Origin of the sequence: Nocardia noduli (assembly GCF_019038455.1) — a bacterium.
Lineage (GTDB): Bacteria > Actinomycetota > Actinomycetes > Mycobacteriales > Mycobacteriaceae > Nocardia > Nocardia noduli.
In genome coordinates, this window is the sequence record NZ_JAFMPL010000007.1 from 60,066 (window position 1) to 83,150 (window position 23,085).

24 protein-coding genes and 1 pseudogene are annotated in these 23,085 nt (G+C 67.4%); 13 read left to right on the top strand and 12 right to left on the bottom strand.

What is annotated here, in order from left to right:
* Nucleotides 1-75 precede the first annotated feature (75 nt).
* Nucleotides 76-1,260: an adenylyltransferase/sulfurtransferase MoeZ gene (moeZ, locus tag JZ792_RS07040; RefSeq protein ID WP_109528363.1), complete on the bottom strand. Its 1,185-nt coding sequence runs from the start codon at nt 1,258-1,260 to the stop codon at nt 76-78.
* Nucleotides 1,261-1,406: 146 nt separating this feature from the next.
* A complete protein-coding gene (locus tag JZ792_RS07045; RefSeq protein ID WP_254189431.1) occupies nt 1,407-2,537 on the bottom strand; it encodes a DUF3152 domain-containing protein in 1,131 nt (376 codons plus the stop codon).
* Between the two features lie 345 nt (nt 2,538-2,882).
* Here JZ792_RS07045 and fasR point away from each other — a divergent pair, with 345 nt between their 5' ends.
* Nucleotides 2,883-3,575, top strand: a complete 693-nt coding sequence (gene fasR, locus JZ792_RS07050) for an HTH-type transcriptional activator FasR (protein WP_109528364.1) — start codon at nt 2,883-2,885, stop codon at nt 3,573-3,575.
* Between the two features lie 82 nt (nt 3,576-3,657).
* Here fasR and JZ792_RS07055 read toward each other — a convergent pair whose 3' ends face one another.
* On the bottom strand, nt 3,658-3,885 hold the full coding sequence (locus JZ792_RS07055) for a DUF3107 domain-containing protein (RefSeq protein WP_216908056.1): 228 nt from the start codon (nt 3,883-3,885) through the stop codon (nt 3,658-3,660).
* Between the two features lie 109 nt (nt 3,886-3,994).
* A complete protein-coding gene (locus JZ792_RS07060; protein ID WP_216908058.1) occupies nt 3,995-4,546 on the bottom strand; it encodes a YceI family protein in 552 nt (183 codons plus the stop codon).
* Nucleotides 4,547-4,647: 101 nt separating this feature from the next.
* Between JZ792_RS07060 and JZ792_RS07065 the strand changes: the two genes are divergently transcribed.
* Nucleotides 4,648-5,484 carry a helix-turn-helix transcriptional regulator gene (locus JZ792_RS07065; RefSeq protein ID WP_216908060.1) on the top strand — a complete coding sequence of 279 codons (837 nt, stop codon included), beginning with the start codon at nt 4,648-4,650 and terminating at the stop codon, nt 5,482-5,484.
* 39 nt (nt 5,485-5,523) lie between these two features.
* Here the strand turns inward: JZ792_RS07065 and JZ792_RS07070 are convergent, their stop codons facing one another.
* Together JZ792_RS07070 and JZ792_RS07075 are read right to left on the bottom strand one after the other, a co-directional pair.
* Nucleotides 5,524-6,219: a ferritin-like fold-containing protein gene (locus tag JZ792_RS07070; protein WP_216908062.1), complete on the bottom strand. Its 696-nt coding sequence runs from the start codon at nt 6,217-6,219 to the stop codon at nt 5,524-5,526.
* A gap of 73 nt (nt 6,220-6,292) precedes the next feature.
* Complete coding sequence (locus JZ792_RS07075) at nt 6,293-7,351, bottom strand: alpha/beta hydrolase (protein ID WP_216908064.1); 1,059 nt, start codon at nt 7,349-7,351, stop codon at nt 6,293-6,295.
* Nucleotides 7,352-7,851: 500 nt separating this feature from the next.
* Between JZ792_RS07075 and JZ792_RS07080 the strand changes: the two are divergent.
* The 5 genes and pseudogenes from JZ792_RS07080 to JZ792_RS07100 all read left to right on the top strand — a co-directional run.
* A pseudogene (locus JZ792_RS07080) lies at nt 7,852-9,272 on the top strand (DEAD/DEAH box helicase); the annotation flags it as partial.
* A 1,707-nt stretch (nt 9,273-10,979) separates the two neighbouring features.
* Nucleotides 10,980-12,215: an Rv3212 family protein gene (locus JZ792_RS07085; RefSeq protein ID WP_216908066.1), complete on the top strand. Its 1,236-nt coding sequence runs from the start codon at nt 10,980-10,982 to the stop codon at nt 12,213-12,215.
* Nucleotides 12,216-12,267: 52 nt separating this feature from the next.
* Nucleotides 12,268-12,888, top strand: a complete 621-nt coding sequence (locus tag JZ792_RS07090) for an acid phosphatase (protein WP_216908068.1) — start codon at nt 12,268-12,270, stop codon at nt 12,886-12,888.
* A complete protein-coding gene (locus JZ792_RS07095; protein WP_438804300.1) occupies nt 12,885-13,382 on the top strand; it encodes a GNAT family N-acetyltransferase in 498 nt (165 codons plus the stop codon). Before JZ792_RS07090 ends, JZ792_RS07095 begins: the two co-directional genes overlap by 4 nt.
* A gap of 77 nt (nt 13,383-13,459) precedes the next feature.
* Nucleotides 13,460-14,158 carry an endonuclease V gene (locus JZ792_RS07100; protein ID WP_216908070.1) on the top strand — a complete coding sequence of 233 codons (699 nt, stop codon included), beginning with the start codon at nt 13,460-13,462 and terminating at the stop codon, nt 14,156-14,158.
* A gap of 5 nt (nt 14,159-14,163) precedes the next feature.
* Here JZ792_RS07100 and JZ792_RS07105 read toward each other — a convergent pair whose 3' ends face one another.
* Nucleotides 14,164-14,589, bottom strand: a complete 426-nt coding sequence (locus tag JZ792_RS07105; protein WP_308165181.1) for a hypothetical protein — start codon at nt 14,587-14,589, stop codon at nt 14,164-14,166.
* A 127-nt stretch (nt 14,590-14,716) separates the two neighbouring features.
* Here JZ792_RS07105 and JZ792_RS07110 point away from each other — a divergent pair, with 127 nt between their 5' ends.
* Together JZ792_RS07110 and JZ792_RS07115 are read left to right on the top strand one after the other, a co-directional pair.
* The gene (locus tag JZ792_RS07110) at nt 14,717-15,679 is read left to right on the top strand and encodes a diacylglycerol/lipid kinase family protein (protein WP_216908072.1); all 963 of its coding nucleotides are present in this window, start codon (nt 14,717-14,719) and stop codon (nt 15,677-15,679) included.
* 234 nt (nt 15,680-15,913) lie between these two features.
* Entirely contained in the window at nt 15,914-16,168 is a 255-nt protein-coding gene (locus JZ792_RS07115) for a WhiB family transcriptional regulator (RefSeq protein ID WP_011211115.1), read from the top strand.
* Between the two features lie 137 nt (nt 16,169-16,305).
* Here the strand turns inward: JZ792_RS07115 and JZ792_RS07120 are convergent, their stop codons facing one another.
* Together JZ792_RS07120 and JZ792_RS07125 are read right to left on the bottom strand one after the other, a co-directional pair.
* On the bottom strand, nt 16,306-17,820 hold the full coding sequence (locus tag JZ792_RS07120; protein ID WP_216908074.1) for a sensor histidine kinase: 1,515 nt from the start codon (nt 17,818-17,820) through the stop codon (nt 16,306-16,308).
* 19 nt (nt 17,821-17,839) lie between these two features.
* Nucleotides 17,840-18,055 carry a biotin/lipoyl-binding carrier protein gene (locus tag JZ792_RS07125; RefSeq protein ID WP_109528374.1) on the bottom strand — a complete coding sequence of 72 codons (216 nt, stop codon included), beginning with the start codon at nt 18,053-18,055 and terminating at the stop codon, nt 17,840-17,842.
* Nucleotides 18,056-18,149: 94 nt separating this feature from the next.
* Between JZ792_RS07125 and JZ792_RS43515 the strand changes: the two genes are divergently transcribed.
* On the top strand, nt 18,150-18,224 hold the full coding sequence (locus JZ792_RS43515; RefSeq protein ID WP_022597109.1) for a 50S ribosomal protein bL37: 75 nt from the start codon (nt 18,150-18,152) through the stop codon (nt 18,222-18,224).
* Between the two features lie 89 nt (nt 18,225-18,313).
* Here the strand turns inward: JZ792_RS43515 and rsrA are convergent, their stop codons facing one another.
* Entirely contained in the window at nt 18,314-18,577 is a 264-nt protein-coding gene (gene rsrA / locus JZ792_RS07130; protein ID WP_109528607.1) for a mycothiol system anti-sigma-R factor, read from the bottom strand.
* 20 nt (nt 18,578-18,597) lie between these two features.
* A complete protein-coding gene (locus JZ792_RS07135) occupies nt 18,598-19,389 on the bottom strand; it encodes a sigma-70 family RNA polymerase sigma factor (RefSeq protein WP_498044239.1) in 792 nt (263 codons plus the stop codon).
* A gap of 206 nt (nt 19,390-19,595) precedes the next feature.
* Here JZ792_RS07135 and ybaK point away from each other — a divergent pair, with 206 nt between their 5' ends.
* Nucleotides 19,596-20,087, top strand: coding sequence for a Cys-tRNA(Pro) deacylase (gene ybaK, locus JZ792_RS07140; protein WP_216908076.1), 492 nt, complete (start codon nt 19,596-19,598; stop codon nt 20,085-20,087).
* Nucleotides 20,088-20,228: 141 nt separating this feature from the next.
* Nucleotides 20,229-20,534 (top strand): hypothetical protein, encoded by a 306-nt coding sequence (locus tag JZ792_RS07145; RefSeq protein WP_216908078.1) that lies wholly within the window; start codon nt 20,229-20,231, stop codon nt 20,532-20,534.
* A 35-nt stretch (nt 20,535-20,569) separates the two neighbouring features.
* Here the strand turns inward: JZ792_RS07145 and JZ792_RS07150 are convergent, their stop codons facing one another.
* A complete protein-coding gene (locus JZ792_RS07150) occupies nt 20,570-21,385 on the bottom strand; it encodes an SOS response-associated peptidase (protein ID WP_216908080.1) in 816 nt (271 codons plus the stop codon).
* A 179-nt stretch (nt 21,386-21,564) separates the two neighbouring features.
* Between JZ792_RS07150 and JZ792_RS07155 the strand changes: the two genes are divergently transcribed.
* Complete coding sequence (locus tag JZ792_RS07155; RefSeq protein ID WP_216908081.1) at nt 21,565-23,073, top strand: aldehyde dehydrogenase family protein; 1,509 nt, start codon at nt 21,565-21,567, stop codon at nt 23,071-23,073.
* Nucleotides 23,074-23,085 lie beyond the last annotated feature (12 nt).

Below are 23,085 nucleotides of genomic sequence, written 5' to 3' on the forward strand. Positions count from 1 at the left end.
CCGCCGATCGGGGTCGCGGTCCGGTGTCGAATTCGTATACCGCGCACCGGGCATGGAACCCGATGCGCGGTGTGATCAGTAGACGGGAAGCGAGGTGTCGATCTGTTTCGCCCAGGCGACTATGCCGCCCTGGACGTGGGTGGCGTCGGAGAAACCGGCCTTCTTCAAGGCGGCCAGGACCTCGGCCGAGCGGATACCGGTCTTGCAGTGCAGCACGATGGGGCGGTTCTGCGGCAACTCGGCCAGGACCTCGCCGGAGAGGATGCGATCCTTCGGGATCAGTTTCGCGCCCTCGATGTGCACGATGTCCCATTCGACCGGCTCGCGGACGTCGATGAGCTCGATATCCTTGCCCGCGTCGAGCAGTTCCTTGAGTTCGCGCGCGGTGATGGTCGACCCGGCCGCCGCCGCGACGCCCTCGTCGGAGACCACGCCGCAGAACGCCTCGTAGTCGATCAATTCGGTGATCGGCACACGTTCGGGATCGCGCCGCAGCTTGATGGTGCGGTAGCTCATGTCGAGTGCGTCGTAGACCATCAGTCGACCGAGCAGCGGGTCGCCGATGCCGGTGAGGAGTTTGATCGCCTCGGTGACCATGACCGAACCGATGGACGCGCACAGCACGCCGAGCACGCCGCCTTCGGCGCAGGACGGGACCATGCCGGGCGGCGGGGCCTCGGGGTACAGGTCGCGGTAGTTGATGCCGCGGTCGTCGGGCGCGTCTTCCCAGAAGACCGAGACCTGGCCCTCGAAGCGGTAGATGGAACCCCACACGTACGGCTTACCGGCCAGCACCGCCGCGTCGTTGACGAGATAGCGGGTGGCGAAGTTGTCGGTGCCGTCGACGATCAGGTCGTAGTCGCGGAACAACTCGATCGCGTTCTCGGGCTCGAGCCGGATCTTGTGCAGGTTGACGGTGATCCCGGAGTTGATCTCGTGGATCGAGTCGCGGGCGCTGTCGGCCTTGGGACGACCGATGTCGGACTCGCCGTGGATGATCTGACGTTGCAGGTTGGAGGCGTCGACCTCGTCGAATTCGACGATGCCGAGCGTGCCGACGCCGGCCGCTGCGAGATACAGCAGGGCGGGCGAGCCGAGACCGCCCGCGCCGATCACCAGCACCTTGGCGTTCTTCAGGCGCTTCTGCCCGTCGACACCCAGATCGGGGATGATCAGGTGGCGACTGTAGCGCGCGATCTCGTCGGTAGTCAGCTCCGCGGCCGGCTCGACGAGCGGCGGCAGGGACTTCGATGATGACACGTCCAGGACTCCTCGAATCGAATTGGCCGATCACGGCTTTTGACATCACGGCGTTGACCACCCGTGCAACACCGGCGAGCGGGCCGTTCTTCCCGTTCTATGGTCGCGTACCCGCCCCGGGCGCGCGTACGCACCCCGCGGGACGGCTAACCGCGAGGGTAGGGCCAGGGGTTGAAGCGGCAACGCTTGCCGTCCATGGGGACGACGCCGTCGGGGTCGAGGGCGGCGATGTCGTTGTTCTTGGTTCCGAAGGTCTGCTGCATCATCACCGGCGCGAGTCCCCCGTCGGTCTCACAGGGCTGGTGCTGGTGGTAGCCGATGGCGTGGCCGACCTCGTGGTTGATCTGATACTGCCGGTAGGAGCCGATATCGCCCTCGAAGGCGAGCGCGCCGCGGACCCAGCGGACTTCCGAGAGCACCACGCGCCGCAGGTCGGCGTTGTAGCAGGAGGAGTCGATCGGGATATCGAATCCGCAGGCCTTGCGGGTGGACTCACGCGAGGTCAGGGAGATGCGGAAATCGGGTTCGCCCTGGTCGATCCGGCGGAAGGCGAATTTGCGGTCGTGCGACCAACTCTTCGGGTTGGACAGGGTGCTGTCCACCATCCTCGCCACCGCGATGTCACCGCCGAGTCCGGAGGTGTCGATACCGTCCTCGATCTCGACGGTGTAGCTCAGATGCAGTTCCGCGCCCGCCCCGAATTCGGCGGCCGCGCCGGGCACCACGTGCCAGCTGCCCGCGCCGATCTCGGTGAACGGGCCGCCCTCGGGGAGCGCGCCGGTGGGGAGATCTCCGGGGAACTGTCCGTCACCCGGCGGTGCGCCGATGATGCCCGCCGAGGCTGCGCGCGGGCTGAGCCTGCCGAATCCGGGATTCCCGCCCGCGCCGATGGCCTCGGGACCGCCGTTCACGGCGTCGACGACGACCAGCACGGTGACGACGAAGAGTACGGGCAGGGCGTACGCGCGCCAGCCGTAGGTGGAGATGAAGCGGCCGAGCGCGCTCTGTTTCTTGACGCCGCGTTCCGGGCGCGGTGACCGGGTTCGTGCCTCGTCGGGTGCGGTCGGATCCCAGCGGGCCCGCAGCGGTTGGTGTGAGCGATCGGCCGAGGCATGGAGTCCGAACGGGTCGCTGACCTCGACCGCGGTGCCGACGTTGTCGTCCTCCGCGCGGGAATGCTCCGGGGTCGGCCCGTCACCGTCGGCCGACGGGTCCGAACGCGCCCGCCCCCTCGTCGAACCGGACCGCCCGTCGGACCTGGCCATGGATTCCGACATCACGGTTCCGTCGGCCCGGCGGCGCACCGAGGCCGTCCGGCCGAAGCAGCGCCGGGTATCGCACCTGTCGCGGGGCGTGGATAGGGTATGGAAGACGAGTGCCCGGGGCGGTCGACACGATGGGTCACGCACACCAGACTCTCACAGTCGGCGGTATCGCAACGCCACGAGTGCCGCGGAGCCGGAACGGCGAACATGACACACCACAGGGGTTCGCTGCGATATATCTCACCGTGGGGACTACATGCGTATCCCCGAACCGCATGTATGCCACAACCGGGTATCGTTCATGGGATACCCGGTGCACAATCCCTATTTGCCGGGGAATCGACTGGGAGAGCCGAAATGACTGACCTCGTGGACCGGCCGACGTCGCGTAAAACGTCGTCCGAGGCCATGGCGCCGACCAAGCGCGGCACTCGTCTGCCGCGTGACGAACGACGCCAACAGCTTCTCCATGCGGCCAGTGAGGTGTTCGTCCTACGCGGTTATCACGCCGCGGGAATGGACGAGATCTCCCAGTGCGCCGGTGTGAGCAAGCCCGTGCTGTACCAGCACTTCACCAGCAAACTCGAACTGTACCTGGCTGTCCTCCAGAACTACGTCGACATGCTGGTGTCGAGCGTACGCCAGGCATTGCGTTCGACCACCGATAACAGGCAGCGTGTCCGCGCGGCCGTCGCCGCGTACTTCGACTTCGTCGACAACGAGATGCAGGGCTTTCGCCTGGTCTTCGAGTCGGACCTGACCAGCGAGCCGCAGGTGCAGCGCCGGGTCGAGCAGGCGACCGAAGCCTGTGTCGACGCGGTCTTCGATGTCGTGGCCCACGATTCCGGCCTGGACCCCTACCGGGCGCGCATCCTCGCCGTCGGCCTGGTCGGAGCGAGCCAGTTCACCGCCCGCTACTGGCTGGAGGCCGACCGCCCGATCCCCAAGGACGACGCGGTCGACACCACCGTCGCACTCGCGTGGGGCGGTCTGTCGCATGTGCCGCTGCATCCGCTCGACGGCGGCGCGCCGCGCACCCTCGGCTCCTAGGAACAGATGAACAGAGCCCCTGTGCTCGACCGAGTCGGTCGAGCACAGGGGCTCTGTTCGTATCCGCGCTCGGCGGCGAAGGCTAGACGGCGGCGAAGCCGACGCGGCCCGCGGCAGGCGTGCCGATTTCCACGTAGGCGACCTTGGAAGCCTGGATCAGGAACTTGCGACCCTTCTCGTCGGTCAGCGACACGACGCCCGTGTCGCCGGTCAGCGCACCGGAGACCAGCGCTTCGACCTCGTCCGGGGTCTGCGAGCTGTTGATCACGAGCTCCCGCGGGCTATCCGATATACCGATCTTGACCTCCACGGCCAACCTCCGAACCTAGAGTCCTGTGCTGTCGAATCCAAGGCTAGTGCAGGGCGGGGACGCCGTGTCGGACGGCTGCCTGCGCTGTCAGCGAACAGCGCCGACGACGCTACTTCGGCTCGACCAACTGGATCTCGAGTTCGACCTTCACGGCGTCGCTGAGCAGACCCGGCAACGCGCCACCGACTCCGAAATCGGTGCGCTTGATGGTGCCGGTCGCCGAGAATCCGGCATGACGGTCCCCGCTCGGGCCGAAGTCCTGGACACCGCCCCACTCGACGTCGAGGGTGAGCGGTCGGGTGATGTCGCCGAGCGTCGCCTCACCCTCCACGACGAAGGACTCAGCGACGCGCACCGGTCCGAGAGCGCGGAAGGTGAGGGTAGGACGATTGGCGGCATCCAGGAAATCCGCGGTCCGGATGTGGTTGTCACGGTCGGGATTCCCGGTGTCGAAGGAATCGAGATGGATCGTCGCGCCGAGGGTGGCCGCGCCGGACTCATCGACCACGAATTCGGTCTCGAACCGGGTGAACCCGCCGCGGACCTTGGAGATGCCGAGGTGACGGATGGTGAAGGCGACCGAGGAGTGGGCCGTGTCGAGTGCCCATGCACCGACGGCGAGGGACTGGGTGGCGGTGGTGGATTCCGAGGTACTGGTCATGCCATCGACGATCGCGCGCTGGTCATCGGATAACCAGACCGCCGTTATCCTGGCCCTCGCAGGGCGCGGCTCCGGATCCCAGGACAGGGCAGGATGGAGATATGGCCCGAAACGGATTCGCGGAATTCCTGGTCGCCCGGCGCGCCGAATTGCGACCCGCCGATATCGGTATGCCCGCGGGCGGGCGGCGCAGGACCCCGGGATTACGCCGCGAGGAAGTGGCCGTGCGGGCGGGCGTCAGCGCCGACTACCTGGCCCGGCTCGAGCAGGGCCGCGATAGCAATCCGTCGATGTCGGTGGTCGACGCCCTCGCCGACGCGCTGCTGCTCGCCGGTGCGCAGCGCGACCACTTCACCATGCTCGCGCTGACCTCCGGCAACGAATACCGTTGTCCCGGTGCGGAATCGCCCGACGAACAACTCGCCGACTCGATGCGGACGATTCTGCGGGCCCTGCAACCGACGCCCGCCCTCGTGGTCGGGCGACGTTTCGATGTGCTCGGCTGGAATCCCGCCTGGGCCGATTTCGCCGCACCGCTCGGCCTGTTCGACGAGGCCGACCGGCCGAATCTGGCCTGGTACATCTTCATGCATCCGGCCGCGCAACGCGTGCTGCGCGACTGGTCGGCGGCCGCGGATCATTTCGTCGCCGCCCTGAATCGGGCCAAAGTTCGCTGGCCCGCCGACGACACCCTGCGCGAGATGATCACGGCGCTCCAGCGCAGTCCGGAATTCGCCGAGCGTTGGAAACCACATCGGCTCGGCGACGATCGTTCCGGTGTGCTCGCCTTCGATCATCCCGTGCACGGTGCCGTCGACGTGCCGTTCGAGACGCTCGACTCCGACCGGGACCAGAGTGTGATGATCTGGCTGACGGACAAGACCGCGGCGCAGGCGCCGGGCCTGCGCTTGGTCGAACCGCGCGCCGTCAACGAATAGCGCGGGGGCACAGCGCCTTCCGCTCCCCGAAGGGGCGTGTCAGAGGCCGAGTACGGCCATGCGCTGGGCGTGACTCGTCTGCATGCGATCGAAGAGTTCGGCGATGCCGTTGAGATCGCCCGTCGCGGTGAGGACCAGGTCGGTGAGTTCGTCGCGCTGGGCCATCACGTATTGCGCCTGGGTGATCGCCTCACCGAGCAGGCGGCGACCCCACAGCGTGAGCCGGTCGCGCTCGGATCGACTGGTCTCCACCGCCCGGCGCACCTCCTCCACCACGAATTCGGAGTGGCTGGTCTCGGCCAGCACGTCGCGGACGACGGCGGCCACCTCGGGGCTGAGCGCTCCGGCGATCTCGGTGTAGAAATCGGCGGCGATACCGTCACCGACGTAGAACTTCACCATCGATTCCAGCCACGTCGACGGGTCGGTGGACGCGTGATAGGCGTCGAGCGCGTGGACGAACGGTGCCATCGCGTCGAAGATATCGGCGCCGACGGCGGCCAGCGCGGCTTCCAGCGACGCGAAATGCTCCATTTCGGCGGCGGCCATCTTGGCGACCGCGACCTTGCCGCGCAGCGTCGGGGACAGTTTCGCTTCTTCCGCCAACCGATAGAAGGCGGAGATCTCGCCGTAGGCGAGTACCGCGAACAAATCGGTCACGCCGGGATGGTCCGCCGCGAGAATTTCGGAATCGATCGGCGAAACTCCCAGTCCGGCGGATATCTGTTGTCCCATGTATCCGAAGGGTAGTCCGGGATTCCGAACCCGGCCTTGCCAACCCGAACTTTCTCGGTCCCGCGTCGCCGGACTACCGCAGTTCGGCGAGGAATTTGTCGACGGCTGCCCATGTCGTGTCGCGGGCCGTGTCGCCGGTGAGGATGCCGAGATGGCCGCCGGGGGCGGTCTCGTAGCGCACCGAGGCCGCGCCGGTCAGATTCGCCGCGCCCGCCTCGACGGCGGCGGCCGGGGTGATGACGTCGTCAGGGCCCCCGACCAACAGGACGTGCGCCGTCACCTCGGCGAGCGCGATCCGCCGCTCCCCCAGTCGCACGACACCGCGGCCGATGTCGTTGTTCAGGAACATCCGGCCCCACAACTGTCCGTAGAAGCGGCCGGGATACCCGGGCATCGCGGCCATGAATCGGTCCACCGATTCCATTCTGGCCAGGGTTTCGGTTCTGGCGATATTGCGCGCGACGAACCACGGTCGGCGCAGTTCGCGATCCCACGCGGTGGCCCGGTAGGCGATACGGGTGAGCGGAGCGGGCACGCCGCCCGCGAGCCGGACCGCGGTCGACGCGACGAGGTCGCCCCGAGTGAGTTCGGCCACCGCGCGCAGTTGGGGCACCCCGGGCATCCTGTCGTAGTCCAGCGGCGAGCCGATCGCGGTGATCGAGCGGATGGGCAGGTGCGGGTGCGCGGCTGCGGTGAGCAGCGACAGCGTGCCGCCGAGGGACCAGCCGATCAGGTCGACGGGCGCGCCGCCGCGATCGGCCGATGAGCGCAGGATCGCCTCGGGCAGGATGTCGTCGATCCAGTGCTCGAATCCCATCCGCCGGTCGGCGAAGGTGATCTCGCCGTAGTCGACGAGGTACGGCGATCGACCGGTCTCCAGCAGGAATCGCGCGACGCTCTGGTCGGCGCGCAGGTCGAAGCAGAGTGCGGGCGCGGCGAGCGGCGGAACCAACAGCACGGCGGATGGCGCTGTGGCGGAATCGGATTCGGCACCGTCGAAGCGGCTCAACCGCCGGTGTGGTTCATCCCACAGCACCGTCGACGGGGCGGGATCGTGGTCCCGGACGCCGGGGCCGAAGGTGAGCGCCCAGGCATTGCGGGCGGCGAGGGTGACGGTGTCTGCGAGACTCACACCAAGAATCTCTCACATCCCGGTACCGACGGTTACAGGCAAGTCCCGTCCCGGTGCGATTCTCGGGTTGTCCGGATTCGTCACCGCGACATGAATTGCCATGTCTCGCACCGGACATCGCTGACCCGATGGCGAGAAGACGCCGATTTGTCCGGAAAATACCGCGGCGGCAATTCGAGCGGTGCACAATATCACGCTACAATCACTACGGACAACGAGAAATTTCGCTCGACCGGAGCTGCCGGATCAGTACCTTTACCGCGTCCAGCGGATGGGTCGTGAAGGCCTTGGACCAGGTTCGGAGCCGGAATTTCTCGGTGTCAGGAAAATGTGCGCGCACCAGATCCGCATCACCGTTGCGCCGCGCCGATGTCCCGGGTCGCTGCCGTATCCACGGCACCCTGGTGACGTCCGGCAGTGGCCCGGGTGAGTATCACAGGCGGATACGTGGTTGTCGTGGACCGACCGGTCCGCCCCACGCCTCGTGCGCGCGTGACGCGATTACGAGGAAGGCACGAACCTGAGCAAGATCACTGTCGAACAGGAACCCGGTCTCACCGACACCCTGTTGACCGCCGAACTGGATGACACACACACCGCACCGAAATTCGCGGAATTGGGAGTTCGCGACGAAATCGTTCGCGCACTCGGCGAGATCGGTATCGAACGCACTTTCGCGATTCAAGAACTGACCTTGCCGCTGGCGTTGGCCGGCGAAGATCTCATCGGTCAGGCCCGCACCGGAATGGGTAAGACTTTCGGATTCGGCGTGCCGCTTTTGCACCGCATCGCGACCGCCGATACCGGAACCACTCCGCTGGACGGCACACCGCGCGCGCTCGTCATCGTCCCCACTCGCGAACTGTGCATTCAGGTCACCTCCGACCTGGAGAACGCGAGCAAATACCTCACCAATCACCAGGGGCCGCTGAAGGTGGCCTCGATCTACGGTGGACGTCCCTACGAATCCCAGATCGCCGCGCTGCGCGCCGGCGTCGACGTCGTGGTCGGAACGCCGGGACGACTACTGGACCTCGCCAACCAGAATCACCTGATCCTGGGCAAGGTCGGCGTGCTGGTCCTGGACGAAGCCGACGAGATGCTGGATCTGGGCTTCCTGCCCGATATCGAGCGCATTCTCAGCATGGTCCCCGACAAGCGTCAGACCATGCTGTTCTCGGCCACGATGCCGGGCCCGATCATCACCCTGGCCCGTACGTTCCTGACCCGGCCGACGCATATCAGGGCCGAGGAACCGCACGACTCCGCCATCCACGACAGGACCACGCAGTTCGTCTACCGGGCGCACGCGCTCGACAAGCACGAATTGATCGCCAAGGTGCTCCAGGCCGAGAGCCGTGGCGCGACCATGATCTTCACCAGGACCAAGCGCACCGCGCAGAAGGTCGCCGACGAACTGGCCGACCGCGGGTTCGCGGTGGGCGCGGTGCACGGCGACCTCGGTCAGATCGCCCGCGAGAAAGCGCTGAACAAATTCCGCAAGGGTGTGATCGACGTACTCGTCGCCACCGATGTGGCGGCGCGCGGCATCGATATCGACGACGTCACCCACGTCGTCAACTACCAGTGCCCCGAGGACGAGAAGACCTACGTCCACCGGATCGGGCGGACCGGCCGCGCCGGACGCACCGGTGTCGCGATCACCCTGATCGACTGGGACGAGCTGAACCGCTGGGCCGGTATCGACAAGGCGCTCGGCCTCGGCATCCCGGAACCGGTCGAAACGTATTCGCGTTCCCCGCACCTGCTCAGCGATCTCGGCATCCCCGAGGGCACGACCGGCCACGTCCGCAAGGCGAAGCCGGTGGTCCGCGAGGAGGAGTCAGAAGTCGTCGAGCGGCCCGCGCGCGCGCCGCGTAAACGCAATCGCAGGCGTACCCGCGCCGGCGAGCCGATGGACGGCGTGGAGAGCATCGGTACCGACACCACCGGTGTCGATAACCGTGGCACCGACAACCGCGCCGAGACGAGTGCCGAAGGCGAAACCGAAGAAGGCGGACAACCGCGTCGCAGGCGGCGTCGGCGTCGTTCGGGTGCGGATCAGGAGGCCGCGGCGAACACCGTCGCCGCCGAGGTGACCTCGACCGAGAACGCCGAGGACACCACCGGCGATGACACCGGCGAACAGCCCGCACGGCGGCGTCGTCGGCGGCGCAGGCCCTCCGGTGACGATTCGAGGACCGTCGAAGGCGGTACGTCGGGTCGCGGCGAGTCCGGCGGCGGTTCGTCGAGTTCGGTCCCGAACACCGACACCGTCGCGGTCGCCGATCCTTCGGTCACTTCCACGAACAACGGTGGTCCCACCGCGTCGGCTCCGGTCGTGAGCGACTCGGCGACTTCGGTCGGCGATGTCTCGACCGGTTCCGGAACGGTGACCGGCGCTCTCGACGCAGGCTCGGATGTTCCCGCGTCGGTGAACGGCAAGGCGTCCACCAATGGCGCGATCGTCGCCGACGTCGCGGCGGCTTCGGTCGACGCCACGGCGGCGACCAACGGCACGGGCCTCGCGACGGCCGTCATCGACAGGCCGGAGACGGTCGTCGACGTCACCGCGGCGAGCACCGATACCGCGGTAGTGGTGACCGATGACGCGGTCGCCGAGAAGCCGGTCCGCAGGCGGACCAGGAAGGTCACGGCGGACGTCGCCGGAACCGACCCCACCGCCGAACCGGTTCGTAGTCGCAGCCGCAAGGCCGCGACCACCACCGACAAGGCCGTGACCGTTGCCGATGCCGATGCCGACAGCGCGGCGGAGACGGTCGCAGCGCCTACCCGCAGCCGCAGGAAGGCGACCGCACCCGCGGGCGAGGCGACCACGGCCTCGACCACGACGGCGGGCAAGGCGACCACAGCCGCGTCCACGACGGCGGACGAGGCGACCACGGTAGCCGCCACGACAAGGGGCAAAGCGACGGCAGTCTCGACCGCGAAGGCGGACGAGGCGGCCGAGGCAACGACCGCGGCAGAGGCGGCCGAACCGGCCTCGCCTCCGGCCGAGGCCGCACCCGCACGGACTCGCACTCGCAGGAAGACAGCGGTCACCGAGGCCGCGACCCCGGTCGCGGACGACGCCGCCGAACCCGTGGCCGCGAAGACCACGCGCAGCCGCAAGAAGGCTCCCGTGGCGGAAGCGGAGGCGACCGAGGTCACCGCGATCGTCGACGCCGAACCCGCTGCGAAACCCGTGCGGAGTCGCAAGAAGGCGGTCGAGGTCACGGTGGCGAGCGACGAATCGGTCGCTCCCCCGAAAGCCGTGCGCAGCCGTAAGAAGGCGGTGGTGGCAGAGGTCGCCGAGGTGGCCGAAACCGCCGACGTCGCCGAACCTGCCGAGAAGACGGTGCGCCGTCGGACCCGCAAGGTAGCCGAAGCCACCGACTCGACCGTCGCCGAATCGGTGACGACCGAGATCGAGGCGCCGGTGAAGCGGCGTCGCACCCGGACGACGGCGGCGAGCCTCGACGCGGCGGCCAACGGTGCGGCAACCACGGCCTCGACCGCGGGCGAGACACCGCGCAGGCGCAGCCGTAAAACCGACGGGCAGGATGTGGTCACGGCCTCGGCGGCGACCACTTCGGCTTAGTTCGGCGGATCCGCTACTCTCGCAATCGTGCTCGCACCCGAGCGGCGAACGCGCGCCGACATCATCTCCGCGGTCGCGATCGCCGTACTCGTACTGCTCGCGGCCGTGGCGGTGTGGGCGCGCGGCGACGCGACCGGCACCGACTCGGTGACGGCGCCGACCCCCGTGTCGGCGCCGCCCGCCGCGGACCGGTTGCCCACCACACTGCGAGAGTTGTGGCACGCCTCCGACAGCGCGGATTCGAGAGCGCTGACCTCGGCCGGAGTGGCCGTCACCGGTGACGACGGCACCGTCACCGGGCGCGATCCACTGACCGGCGCGCAGGTGTGGCGGTATCGGCGGGATATGCCGCTGTGCGGGGTCGAGTCGCAGTTCGCGATGGTGCTCGCGGTGTATCGCGATCAACGCGGATGCAGTCAGGCGACGCTGCTCGCCGGGGATACCGGCGAGCGGCGCACCTCGCGCAGCAGCTACATGGACGAGACGGTGCGGCTGTCGGTCGACGGCACCTACGCACTCGCGCAGGGGCCGCGACGTCTGGAACTGTGGCGCTCGGATCTGGTGCGCACCATCGAGTACGGCTACGTCGACGCACCGGTGAACGTGAAGACCCAACCGCGGTCGGGCTGCGATCTGCTCTCGTCCGGTTCGAGTCCGTCCAAGCTCGCCGTGATCGAGCGTTGCCCGCAGGATCCGGCCCGGCGGCTGACGGTGCTCAATCCGGCGCCGAAGGACAATACGGTGCCCGAGGAATACGGCTCGCACGTCCTGTCCGGTGTCGGCGCCGACGCTCCGGAGACGCGGGTGCTTGCGGTATCGGACAGCCGTGTCCTGCTGTACATGCCGGGCGGATCACCCACGGACGCGACCGAAGTCGCGCCACCACGCCTGGCCGTCTACGACGGCAACGGCAACCCCCTTGTGGTGCAACAACTCTCGGCGCCGCTGAGCGACAAGGCCACGGCCGTCAAACTCGGGTCGACCTTCTTCGTGTTCACCGGCAACAGTCTGATCGCGTTGAACGGCAGCACCTTCGATCCGCTGTGGGCCGCGCCCGACGTGGTCGGCACACCGGCGATGATGACGGGCAAACTGCTGGTGCCGGTGACCGACGGCATCGCGGTGCTCGAACCGTCGTCCGGCGCGGAGATCTCCCGCATCCCGGTGCAGCGTCCCGGTGCGGACACCTCCCCGCTGTCCCTCGCGGTGCTCGGCACCACGGTCCTGGAGAAGCGCGGGAGCGTTCTCTACGCCCTCGGTTGAGCACACGGCCCTGGTCACCACGGCCGACGACGGGACGGCCAGAATGGATGACATGTCCGCACTCTCCACACTCGACGCCGCCCGGGTGGTGTTGCTCCGGCACGGGGAGACCTCCTGGTCGAAGCAGCGTCGCCACACCGGACGTTCCGACCTGCCGCTCACGCCCGACGGCGAGGCGCAGGCCGAGGCGGCGCGACCGTTGATCGCCGACCTCGCGCTGCGGGATCCCCTGGTGCTGACCAGTCCGCGTCGGCGTGCGGTGCACACCGCGGAACTCGTCGGTCTGACCGACACGGTCGTCGACGACGATCTGGTCGAATGGGACTACGGCGAGTACGAGGGCCTGACCACCCCGCAGATCCGGGAGTCGGCGCCGGGCTGGACCATCTTCACCGGCGACGTTCCCGGTGGCGAGACGGCGGCACAGGTGGGCGCGCGAGCCGATCGCGTACTCGCCTCGGTCGACGCGGCGCTGCCCGAGCGGGACGTGATCCTGGTCGGGCACGGCCATTTCTCGCGGGTGCTGATCGCCCGCTGGGCCGAGTTCGACGTCCGCGAAGGCCGCCGCTTCCCCATGTCCACCGCGGCCGTCAGCATCCTGGGCTACCAGCACGATGTGCGAAGCATCCTGGCGCACAATCTGATTCCCGCAACGAACGGAGATGTGTCGTGACCCTGCCCGAAACCGCCGAGATCCGTCGGGCCACCGAGGCCGACATTCCGGCCCTCGTCGGTCTCGTCCACGATCTGGCCGAATACGAGAAGGCGAGCGACCAGTGCGCTCTCACCGTGGACCAACTGCGCACGGCGCTGTTCGGCCCGGCGCCTGCACTTTTCGCGCATGTCGTGGAGGACGAGTCGGAGATCGTCGGGTGCGCCATCTGGTTCCTGAACTTCTCCACCTGGAACGGGGTGCACGGCATCTTCCTCGAGGATCTGTACGTCTCGCCGTGGGCGCGGGGCAAGGGGTACGGCAGGGGACTGCTGGCCGCACTCGCCCAGGAAGCGGTGGACAAGGGCTACAGCCGCGTCGACTGGTCGGTGCTCACCTGGAACACCCCGTCGATCACGTTCTATCGATCCATCGGCGCGCAGAGCCAGGACGAGTGGGTCGGCTACCGACTTTCGGGGGAAGCGTTGTCCGCACTGGCCGCGCAGGCACGCTGAGGATCTCGGGCCGCGGGATCGCGCGAGTTGTACGGTGGGACAGCAATATCGCGCCGCCGAGTGAGTCGAGGACACCGATGAAGGTTACCGTGCCCGACGGCTGGCCCGACGACGCGAACGCGGCGAGAGCCGTGCAGGATCGGTTGCGGCCGTTGGTCGTCACGACCGATCCGCGACCGCCGGATTTCCGCGTCGTCGCCGGAATCGACTCGGCCTACGACGATTCCGGCCTGGTCGCCGCCGCCGCGGTCGCGTTGGACGCCCGCACGTTGCAGACCGTCACCTCGGCCGTGGTGCTCGGCACGGCGACTTTCCCGTACGTGCCGGGCCTGCTGGCCTTCCGTGAGGTGCCGACCGCGCTCGCCGCCCTCGAAAGGCTGGACGCGGCACCGGATCTGCTGATCTGCGACGGTCAGGGTCTCGCCCATCCCCGCCGCTTCGGACTCGCGTGCCACCTGGGCATCCTGGCGGGTGTTCCGACCATCGGCGTGGCCAAGAACGCCTGGGGTGAATGCCCCGATCCCGGGCCCGAACGCGGTGACACCGCCGATATCCGGCTCGACGGCGAGGTGGTCGGCCGGGTGCTGCGGACCAGGACCGGGGTGAAACCGCTGTACGTCTCGGTGGGCCATCTCATCGATCTCGACACCGCGTGCGAGCAGGTGCTGTCGCTCACACCGCACTATCGCCAGCCCGAGACCACCCGCCAGGCCGATCAACTGTGCCGCCGCGCGCTGCGCGAGGCGGTACTGCGCCGCGGCGATATCGCGGGCTGACCAACCTATTCGGGATCCGCGCCGTACTCCTGGGCCATCCACAGGTTGGACTTGGGCGCGAACAACAGCACGAGCGCGCCGATCGCCGCGACGCCGAGCAACGCCCCGAGGACCGGCTGATGGGAGTCGGTGAGCAGCGACCAGGCCACCGGGAGCAGCAGGAGCTGGGCGATGGTCGCGATGGCACGCCCCCATCGGTGACCGAGCAGCAGACCGATGCCCGCGGCCAGTACCGCGCCGCCGAGAATGCCGAACCAGGCCGCCGTGCCGTATCCGCTCGTCTGCGTCTGATCGTGTCCGAGAAGTCCGCGCACCAGGAGTACGACGGCGACGATGACCGCGACCGCGCCTTCGACGGCGACCAGCCCGCCCGCGCCTCGCACCGTCGTCGGCACCCGCGCCGAATCCGTACCTTCACCACTGTCGACCACGGGCCCAGCCTACGAGGAGGCCACCGCGACGAGCAGCGAGACCACCGCGACGATCCGGTGGGCGCCGCGTGGTGGAGGTGGACGGCGGCTTTTCGGACCCGCCGCGCGCGCCCATTAGGCTGCCAGCGTGCGGACGCTGCTGATCGTGAATCCGAATGCCACCTCGACGACGCCGGCGACCAGGGATCTGCTGGCGCACGCGTTGGAGAGCCGGACACAGCTCACGGTTGCGCACACCCAGCATCGCGGACACGCCGCGGAATTGGCCCAGTGGGCATCGACCAACGAAATGGATCTGATCGTCGTGCACGGGGGCGATGGGACGGTCAACGAGACGATCAACGGTTTTCTGCCCCTGCCGGAATTGAACGACGGTCAGGCCTGGCTGCCGCGCCTGGGCGTCATTCCCGGCGGTTCGGCGAATGTCTTCGCGCGCGCACTCGGAATTTCGCCCGATCCGGTGACGGCGACCAATCAATTGATCGATCTGCTGACCCTCGAGCGCGACCGCAAGATCGGACTCGGTCTGGCCGACGATCGGTGGTTCACTTTCAGCGCGGGCGTCGGTCTCGACGCGGATGTGTGTGAGGCGATCGACAACAGTCGCGCGAACGGTCACGCCGCCACCCCGGCCCGATATATTCGAACAACTGTGCGACAATTCTTCCGGGCCCGGCGCAAGGACCCGGCCGTACGGATCGAAATCCCGGGATTCGAGCCGGTCGGCGAGGTCCATTACGCCTTCATAACGAACGCGAGCCCGTGGACGTACCTGAACTCGACGCCGGTGCACACCAACCCGGGCACCACATTCGAGACGGGGCTCGGCGTGTTCGCCGTCCGGTCCATGTCGGTCGCGCCAACTCTGTTGCTGGCCCGCCAACTTCTGGCCGCGAATGGAAATCCCAAGTCGCACAATTTATTTCGTGAAGACGACGTGCCGTCGGTGCGGGTCGAGACGGCCGAACCGATCGGCCTGCAAATCGATGGCGATTTTATCGGGAAACGGAACGTGGTGGATTTCACCTCCGTGCCGGATGTGCTGGATGTGATCGCGCCGCAGCCGAACAGGGCACGAATCACGCCCTGAAACATCGTGGTTGTGCTGCGAAAACCCGGTGGAGCGAGTACAAAGGACCGGGCAGGGCCCCTATGCGGGGACTTCGTGAGCGTGAGCTTCCCCACGGTGCGCCGTAGACCTATTGACATCTACGGTGTTCGTGAAAGCATTCACAAGCAACCGTGCGGAAACATTCGAGTCGCACAAGTGAACGAACCAGAAACCGTAGGCGCCAATTGTGGCGCCCAGCAAAGGAGCAGAGGAATGGACTGGCGCCACAAGGCCATCTGTCGCGATGAGGACCCCGAGCTGTTCTTCCCGGTGGGTAACAGTGGTCCTGCGCTCGCGCAGATTGCCGATGCCAAGCTGGTCTGCGCTCGCTGCCCCGTTACCGCCGACTGCCTTTCCTGGGCCCTGAAGTCCGGGCAGGATGCCGGCGTGTGGGGTGGTATGAGCGAGGACGAGCGCCGTGCGCTGAAGCGTCGCAATGCGCGCACTCGCACCCGTACTGTCGTCTGATTCGACGATAAGCGCAGGCGGACCATTCAGCCCGGTCCGCCAACGCATTTCGGCCCGGCACCTTTCGTAGGTGCCGGGCTTTCTTATACCGTGACGAGGCGATGATTCGCGGAAAGGTTCTCGGAATTCGACGGAGATCAGCGACCGGAACGACGTCCGAGCGGAACGCGCAGCACCGCGTCGGTGCCGACGTCCGCGCCGGGGTGCAGGCCGATGGAACCGCCCAGTTCGGCGGTGACGAGCGTCCGCACGATCTGTAGACCGAGCCGGTCGGATGCCTCCAGGCTGAAACCGGGGGGCAGGCCGCGACCGTCGTCACTGATGATGACGTCGAGCCAGCGCGCCGACCGTTCCGAACGTATTGTCACCGTGCCGTTTTCACCCGAATCGAAGGCATGCTCGATCGCGTTCTGCACCAATTCCGTGAGAACCATCACCAACGGGGTGGCTCGTTCGGCGGAGAACACCCCGAGCGATCCCGCGCGGCGTACCTTGATGCGGGTGGTGTGCACGGTGGCGACATCGGCCATGATCGGCAGCAACCGGTCGACGACCTCGTCGAGATCGACTTCCTCGTCCACCGACATCGACAACATCTCGTGCACGGAGGCGATGGAAGTGACGCGGCGCACCGATTCGGTCAGCGCCACCTGCGCCTCCTCGTTCTCGGTGCGACGGGCCTGGAGACGCAGCAGCGCGGCCACGGTCTGGAGATTGTTCTTCACCCGGTGATGGATCTCACGGATGGTCGCGTCCTTGCTCAGCAGCGCGCGATCGCGGCGCTTGACCTCGGTGACATCGCGGACCAGCACCGCGGCCCCCGCCAGTTCGCCGTGCGGGCGTAGCACCAGGGTGCGCAACAGCACCGTCGCGCCGCGCGCCTCGACCTCCATCCGCCTGCCCGTCCGCCCGGCGAGCGCGGCCTGGATATCGCCGACCACTTCCTGGGCGTCGAACGGATCGGTGATCAGCGAACGCGTGGTGACGGCGAGATCCTGACCGGCCAGATCGGCCTGAAGACCCATCCGGTGATAGGCCGACAGCGCGTTCGGGCTCGCGTAGACAACGATGCCGTCGGTATCGAGCCGGATGAAACCGTCACCGGCGCGCGGACTGGAATGGGTCGCCGCGCGATCCTCGGTGGTGGGGAAGCTGCCGTCGGCGATCATCTGGCACAGATCGTCGGCGCAGGCGAGGTAGGCGATCTCCAGGGTGCTGCGCACCCTGGACCGCTGCATATCGGTATCGCGGCTGAGCACCGCGATGACATCGTCGCCGCAGCGCACCGGAATGGCCTCGCGCACGGCGTGCACCGGATGCGGGTGGTAGACGCCCTCGGCCTCCACATCGCTGTCCGAGCGCACCACCGTGCCGGTCCGCAGCGCGTCGAAGACCTGGAAATGGTCGCCGTTCATCGCGGTGCCGCCGACCATGTCCTCGAGATGGACGGTGGCCGCCGTCGTCGGGCGGCACTGGGCTACACACACGATATCGGCGCCGTCGGTGATGGGTCCGGCTCCGACCCACAGCAGCAGATCGGCGAAGGAGAGATCGGCGAGCAACTGCCAGTCGCCCACCACCCGTTGCAGGTGATCCACGGCGACGCCGGGCAGATCGGTATGTTCGGCAAGCAGTTCACTCAGGGTCGACACGTCGGGTCTACCGCGTCACTCAGGAGATCACGGCGATGAGATCGCCCTGCTGGAGTACCTGGCCGGGCTCCACGGCGATCGAGGTGATCTCGCCCTCGGTCTCGGTGAGCACCGGGATCTCCATCTTCATCGATTCGAGCAGCACCAGGGTCTGGTCGATCGCGACCTTCTCGCCCACCGCGACTTCGACCGTCAGGACCGTCGACACCATCTCCGCGCGTACTTCCTCAGCCATGACACACCTCATTCGTTCGGTCGGGTCCGTATCCGCTGCAGCTACAGCCAACCACACGTGAAAGAATGGCCTTCAATCAGAAGGAGGTCTACTTATGGGTAAGCGCGGACGTAAGAAGCGCAGCCGCAAGGGAAACGCGGCCAACCACGGCAAGCGGCCCAACGCCTGAGCCGCGGCTGCGGCCGAGTGCAACCGAGCGGCCCGCTCCTCCTCACGGAAGAGCGGGCCGCTCAATTGTTTTCGAATATTTTACCGGGCTCAGGCCTCGGTGGTCTCGATCCGCGTCACGGTGACCGATTTGCGAATCTCGAGCGTCAACCGGTCCCGCAGCGAATCCGGCGCACGGTCACCACCGCATTTACGGCTGAGCAGACCCTTGATCTTCTCCTCGATGCCGTATGCCTCGATACAGGGCGAGCAGGTGTCCATGTGGTGCTGGAGCCGAGCCCTGGTCGACTCGTCGCATTCACCGTCCAGCATCAGCCAGACATCGGCGATCACCGCCGTGCAGTCGAGCTCCATATCGGGGTCCCGCTGATCGCTCACTGCTTGACCTCCTGGCGCTCGCCCCGATTGAATCCACGCTCGCGCGCCACGTCGGCGAGCAAACCCTTCAGCTGCTTGCGTCCGCGGTGCAGCCGGGACATCACCGTACCTATGGGAGTGCCCATGATGTCGGCGATTTCCTTGTACGGGAAGCCTTCGACGTCGGCGTAGTACACCGCCATCCGGAATTCCTCCGGCAATTCCTGTAGCGCCGCCTTGATCGCGTCGTCGGGTAGGGCGTCGAGCGCCTCGACCTCGGCCGAACGCAGACCCGTCGAGGTGTGCTCCGCGGTCGCGGCGAGCTGCCAGTCGGTGATCTCGTCGGTCGGATACTGCGCGGGCTGACGCTGCTTCTTGCGATAGGAGTTGATGTAGGTGTTGGTCAGGATCCGGTAGAGCCAGGCACGCAGATTGGTGCCTTCCTTGAAGGATTTGAATCCCTGGAACGCTTTGACGTAGGTCTCCTGCACCAGGTCCTCGGCGTCGGCCGGGTTCCTCGTCATCCGCAGGGCCGCGCCGTAGAGCTGGTCGAGCAGCGGGAGCGCGTCGCGCTCGAACCGCTGCGCCAGCGCGGCCTCGTCGACCGGTGCGGTGGTAGCCGCATCGTCGCCGCGCGCGGCGCCGACCGTGCTCTCGGTCACCCCGTCGTCGTCGCTCGTCACACCTGTCCCTTCGATCGGCGTACCTGCCAAATCTACCGGCAAGTTCGGATCGAAGGACAATCGCGGGTCCGACGGCGGCGCCTGGGCGCGGACCGGACGTTCGTCGAGCAATACGGGCACCGGCATCTCCCTTCCTGTGATACGGCCTGATATCCGTGGCGGGCACGGGCATCCGACCCGCCGCCTCGCCGGGCGCTCCTCCCGCCGTGGCGGATTCGGTGCGCTCTACATGGCTGTGCAACATGTACCGGCCCCGCTGTGTTCCCGGTCGAGCGCCCGTCACGGCAGAAACCGTCGCGCACCGCGGGGCCGTCGCCGTTAAGGTGACCCGCATGGCAGGCGCATCGACCCCCGCGATCCGCACCCTGTCCTCGGCCGGGGTCGAGCACCGGGTCCACGCGTACCGGCACGATCCACGCAGCGATTCCTACGGCACCGAAGCCGTCGACGCGCTCGGCGCGGAACTCGGCGTCGAGCCGGATCAGATCTTCAAGACACTGGTGATCGAACTGTCCACCGGCACACTCGCGGTGGCCGTCCTCCCGGTGCCGAACACCCTCTCGCTCAAGGCGGCAGCGGCGGCACTCGGCGCGCCGAAGGCCGTCATGGCGGACAAGACCAAGGCCGAACGCAGTACCGGCTACGTGCTGGGCGGCATCTCGCCGCTGGGTCAGCGCAAACCGCTGCCGACCGTGGTCGATGCCTCGGCGCTGACCTGGGATCGCGTGCTGTGCAGCGCGGGCAAGCGCGGACTTGAGATCGAACTGGCACCGGCGGACCTGATCCGGGTCTGCGGCGCGGTGAGCGCGTCCATCACGGCCTGACCCGACCGGTCCCGCCCTCGTCCGGCGCGGTCACGGGCCACACGGACGCGAATGTGCGTTACTGATCTGCGGTGCTACCGATTCGAAGCGTTACCCGTCTACGCAAGGTCCGATTGGTCCGACCCGAGGATGTGATGCGAAATGTTTCGACACCAACGTCTGCGCACCGTGGTCGTCACCCTGTTCGGGGCGGCGGTACTCGGCCTCGGCACGCCGGTACTGACCCCGATCGCCGCCGCCGCGCCGCCCTCGACACACGGCGATTCCCCGTTCGACGGCCTCGGCGCCGACGACGCACCGGGTAAACCCGGCACGCAGGAGGAAGCGATGGCGGAGAAGGCCGAGAAATTCGGCGGCGGACTCGCCTCCGAGATCATCGACCTGATCTCCGGTGTCGCGAAATGCGGCCTGAATATCGCGACGGACGCCGTGGACTGCGGGCTCTGACGCACCGCTTGTTCACGCTGTCGAAGGCCGGGTGATCAGAGCAGACGCATCTGCCCGGCCTTCGGCGCCGAGCCGTCGACGTCGGCCAGTAATTCCGGACCGTTGTTCTTCACGCTGTTCACCAGCGGCGAGACCGGTCTGGCGACGATGCCCGCCACGGATTCGGGTTCGGGCGTCCGCAACAGTTCGTCCGGTGCGGGATGGTCCGGGTCGAGCCAGGCGTCCCAGTGCGCGCGCGGCATCGGCAGCGGCATGCGGTCGTGGATCGTGGTCAGCTCGCCCACCGCGTCGGTGGTGAGGATCGTGCACGACAGCAGCGGCGAACTCTCCGGCAGCGAACGATCACGCCAGACCGACCACAGTCCGGCCATGTAGAGGCGAGAGCCGTCGGCGTTCGCCATGAAATACGGCTGTTTGGCGGCCTTGCCCTTGGCCCCGTCGCGGCGATCGTCGATACCGACGGCGGGTTCGACCAGCCATTCGTACCAGCCGTCCATCGGCACCAGGCAGCGCCGGTATTTCACGGCGTCGCGGAACGACGCGGTGGTCGCGGCCTTGTCGGCGCGGGCGTTGAACAGCGGTTTGCCCTTCACCGGGACACCGGGTTCGGCGACCTTGGTCCAGACCGGGACCAGGCCCCAGCGCATGCGCCGGATCCGCAGCGCCGGGTCGTCGTCGGGATGTGCACGATCGTGGCGTTCGACCACGGTGAGCACCTGGGTGGTCGGGGCGACGTTGTAGTTGGCATATCCGCTGGTGCCCGCCCGGCCGTCACCGTCGGTCTCATCGATGGCGTCCAGCTCGACCGCCAGCCGGCCCGGGTCCGTGGTGGTGGCATATCGTCCGCACATATTTCGATCCTGCCATCCCGGCCCGACAAAGGTCGGAGCCGAAACGGGAGACAAAGGGGCATTGTGGTGACCTGGTGAGAGTTTTCGCTTAGCATTCTCTCAACGGAGGGGTTGGATCAGACCCTCCGCTCCGGCACGCGCACCGACCGGCCGCCCCCAGGTAAGAGGAGAGTCCCACCGTGACAACCACCGAGACCACACCCACCGCCCCCGATACGGCGCTCCAGTCGGTCGACCCGGCCACGGGCGAGGTCATCGCGACCTACACGATCGCCGACGAGAACGCGGTGCGCGCGGCCGTCGACAAGGCCCGTACCGCCGCGTCCACCTGGGGTTCGCTCAGCTTCGACGACCGCAGAAAACACCTGCTGCGCTGGTCGAGCCGTCTCGTCGCCGAGTCCGACGAATTCTGCGCGCTCATCCACCGGGAGAACGGTAAGCCGCTCGACGACGCGTACCTCGAGTTGATGCTCGCCCTCGAACACATCGCCTGGGCCGCCAAGAACGCCAAGAAATACCTCGCGCCCAAGAAGATCGCCCCCGGCGCGCTGATGTCGAACTTCTCCGCGCGCTTGGAACAGCGCCCGCTCGGCGTGGTCGGTGTGATCGGGCCGTGGAACTACCCCGTCTACACCCCCAACGGCTCCATCGCCTACGCGCTCGCGGGCGGCAACACCGTCGTCTTCAAGCCGAGCGAGTACTCGACCGGTATCGGCAACTTCCTGTCGCAGGCCTTCAAGAAGGCCAATCCCGAACTGCCGGAAGGCATTTTCGAAACCATCAACGGTCTCGGCGCCACCGGTGCCGCGCTCGTCGCCTCCGGTGTCGACAAGATCGCCTTCACCGGTTCCACCGCGACGGGTAAGCGGATCATGGCCGCCGCCGCGCAGACGCTGACGCCGGTGCTGCTCGAATGCGGCGGCAAGGACGCGGTGATCGTCGCCGGCGACGCCGACGTCAAGGCCGCCGCCGACGCGGTCGCCTGGGGCGCCACCGCCAACAGCGGCCAGACCTGCGCCGGGGTCGAGCGGGTGTACGTGGATCGTTCGGTGCGCGACGAATTCGTCGCCGAGGTCAAGCGGATCCTCCAGGATGTCAAGCCGGGTTCCGACAGCAAGGCGTCCTACGGCCCGATGACCATGCCGAGCCAGATCGATATCGTCCGTCGCCACATCGACGACGCGCTGAAGAACGGCGGCACCGCCGTGCTCGGCGGCCCGGAGTCGATCAAGGGCCCGTTCATCGAACCCGTCGTGCTGGTCGACGTCGACGAGGATTCCGAGGCCGTGGCCGAGGAGACGTTCGGACCCACCCTCACCATTCGCACCGTCGACGGGGTCGACGAAGCGGTACGGCTGGCCAACAACTCCAAATACGGCCTGTCCTCGGCGGTCTACTCCAAGAACAACGGGTTGGAGATCGCGCGCCGACTGCGCGTCGGAGCCACCTCGGTGAACTCGGTACTCGCCTTCGCCGCCATCGCGGGACTGCCCTTCGGCGGTGTCGGCGATTCCGGTATCGGCCGGATCCACGGTGAGCCGGGCCTGCGCGAATTCTCCCGTCCGCATTCGATCGCGGTGCAGCGGTTCACGGTTCCCGGCATGGCTCTGCTGAGCTACTCGCGCACCGAATCCACCATGAAACTGCTGCGCAAGGTGGTGCCGTTCCTGCACGGACGTCACAAGTAGGCCGTCGGAGCC

Bases quoted from the DNA above. Each gene is read 5' to 3' on its own strand.
- JZ792_RS07045 (WP_254189431.1), bottom strand. From the start codon at position 2,537: ATGTCGGAATCCATGGCCAGGTCCGACGGGCGGTCCGGTTCGACGAGG.
- fasR (WP_109528364.1), top strand. From the start codon at position 2,883: ATGACTGACCTCGTGGACCGGCCGACGTCGCGTAAAACGTCGTCCGAG.
- JZ792_RS07060 (WP_216908058.1), bottom strand. From the start codon at position 4,546: ATGACCAGTACCTCGGAATCCACCACCGCCACCCAGTCCCTCGCCGTC.
- JZ792_RS07065 (WP_216908060.1), top strand. From the start codon at position 4,648: ATGGCCCGAAACGGATTCGCGGAATTCCTGGTCGCCCGGCGCGCCGAA.
- JZ792_RS07070 (WP_216908062.1), bottom strand. From the start codon at position 6,219: ATGGGACAACAGATATCCGCCGGACTGGGAGTTTCGCCGATCGATTCC.
- JZ792_RS07090 (WP_216908068.1), top strand. From the start codon at position 12,268: ATGTCCGCACTCTCCACACTCGACGCCGCCCGGGTGGTGTTGCTCCGG.
- JZ792_RS07100 (WP_216908070.1), top strand. From the start codon at position 13,460: ATGAAGGTTACCGTGCCCGACGGCTGGCCCGACGACGCGAACGCGGCG.
- JZ792_RS07115 (WP_011211115.1), top strand. From the start codon at position 15,914: ATGGACTGGCGCCACAAGGCCATCTGTCGCGATGAGGACCCCGAGCTG.
- JZ792_RS07125 (WP_109528374.1), bottom strand. From the start codon at position 18,055: ATGGCTGAGGAAGTACGCGCGGAGATGGTGTCGACGGTCCTGACGGTC.
- rsrA (WP_109528607.1), bottom strand. From the start codon at position 18,577: ATGGAGCTCGACTGCACGGCGGTGATCGCCGATGTCTGGCTGATGCTG.
- JZ792_RS07135 (WP_498044239.1), bottom strand. From the start codon at position 19,389: ATGCCGGTGCCCGTATTGCTCGACGAACGTCCGGTCCGCGCCCAGGCG.
- ybaK (WP_216908076.1), top strand. From the start codon at position 19,596: ATGGCAGGCGCATCGACCCCCGCGATCCGCACCCTGTCCTCGGCCGGG.
- JZ792_RS07145 (WP_216908078.1), top strand. From the start codon at position 20,229: ATGTTTCGACACCAACGTCTGCGCACCGTGGTCGTCACCCTGTTCGGG.
- JZ792_RS07150 (WP_216908080.1), bottom strand. From the start codon at position 21,385: ATGTGCGGACGATATGCCACCACCACGGACCCGGGCCGGCTGGCGGTC.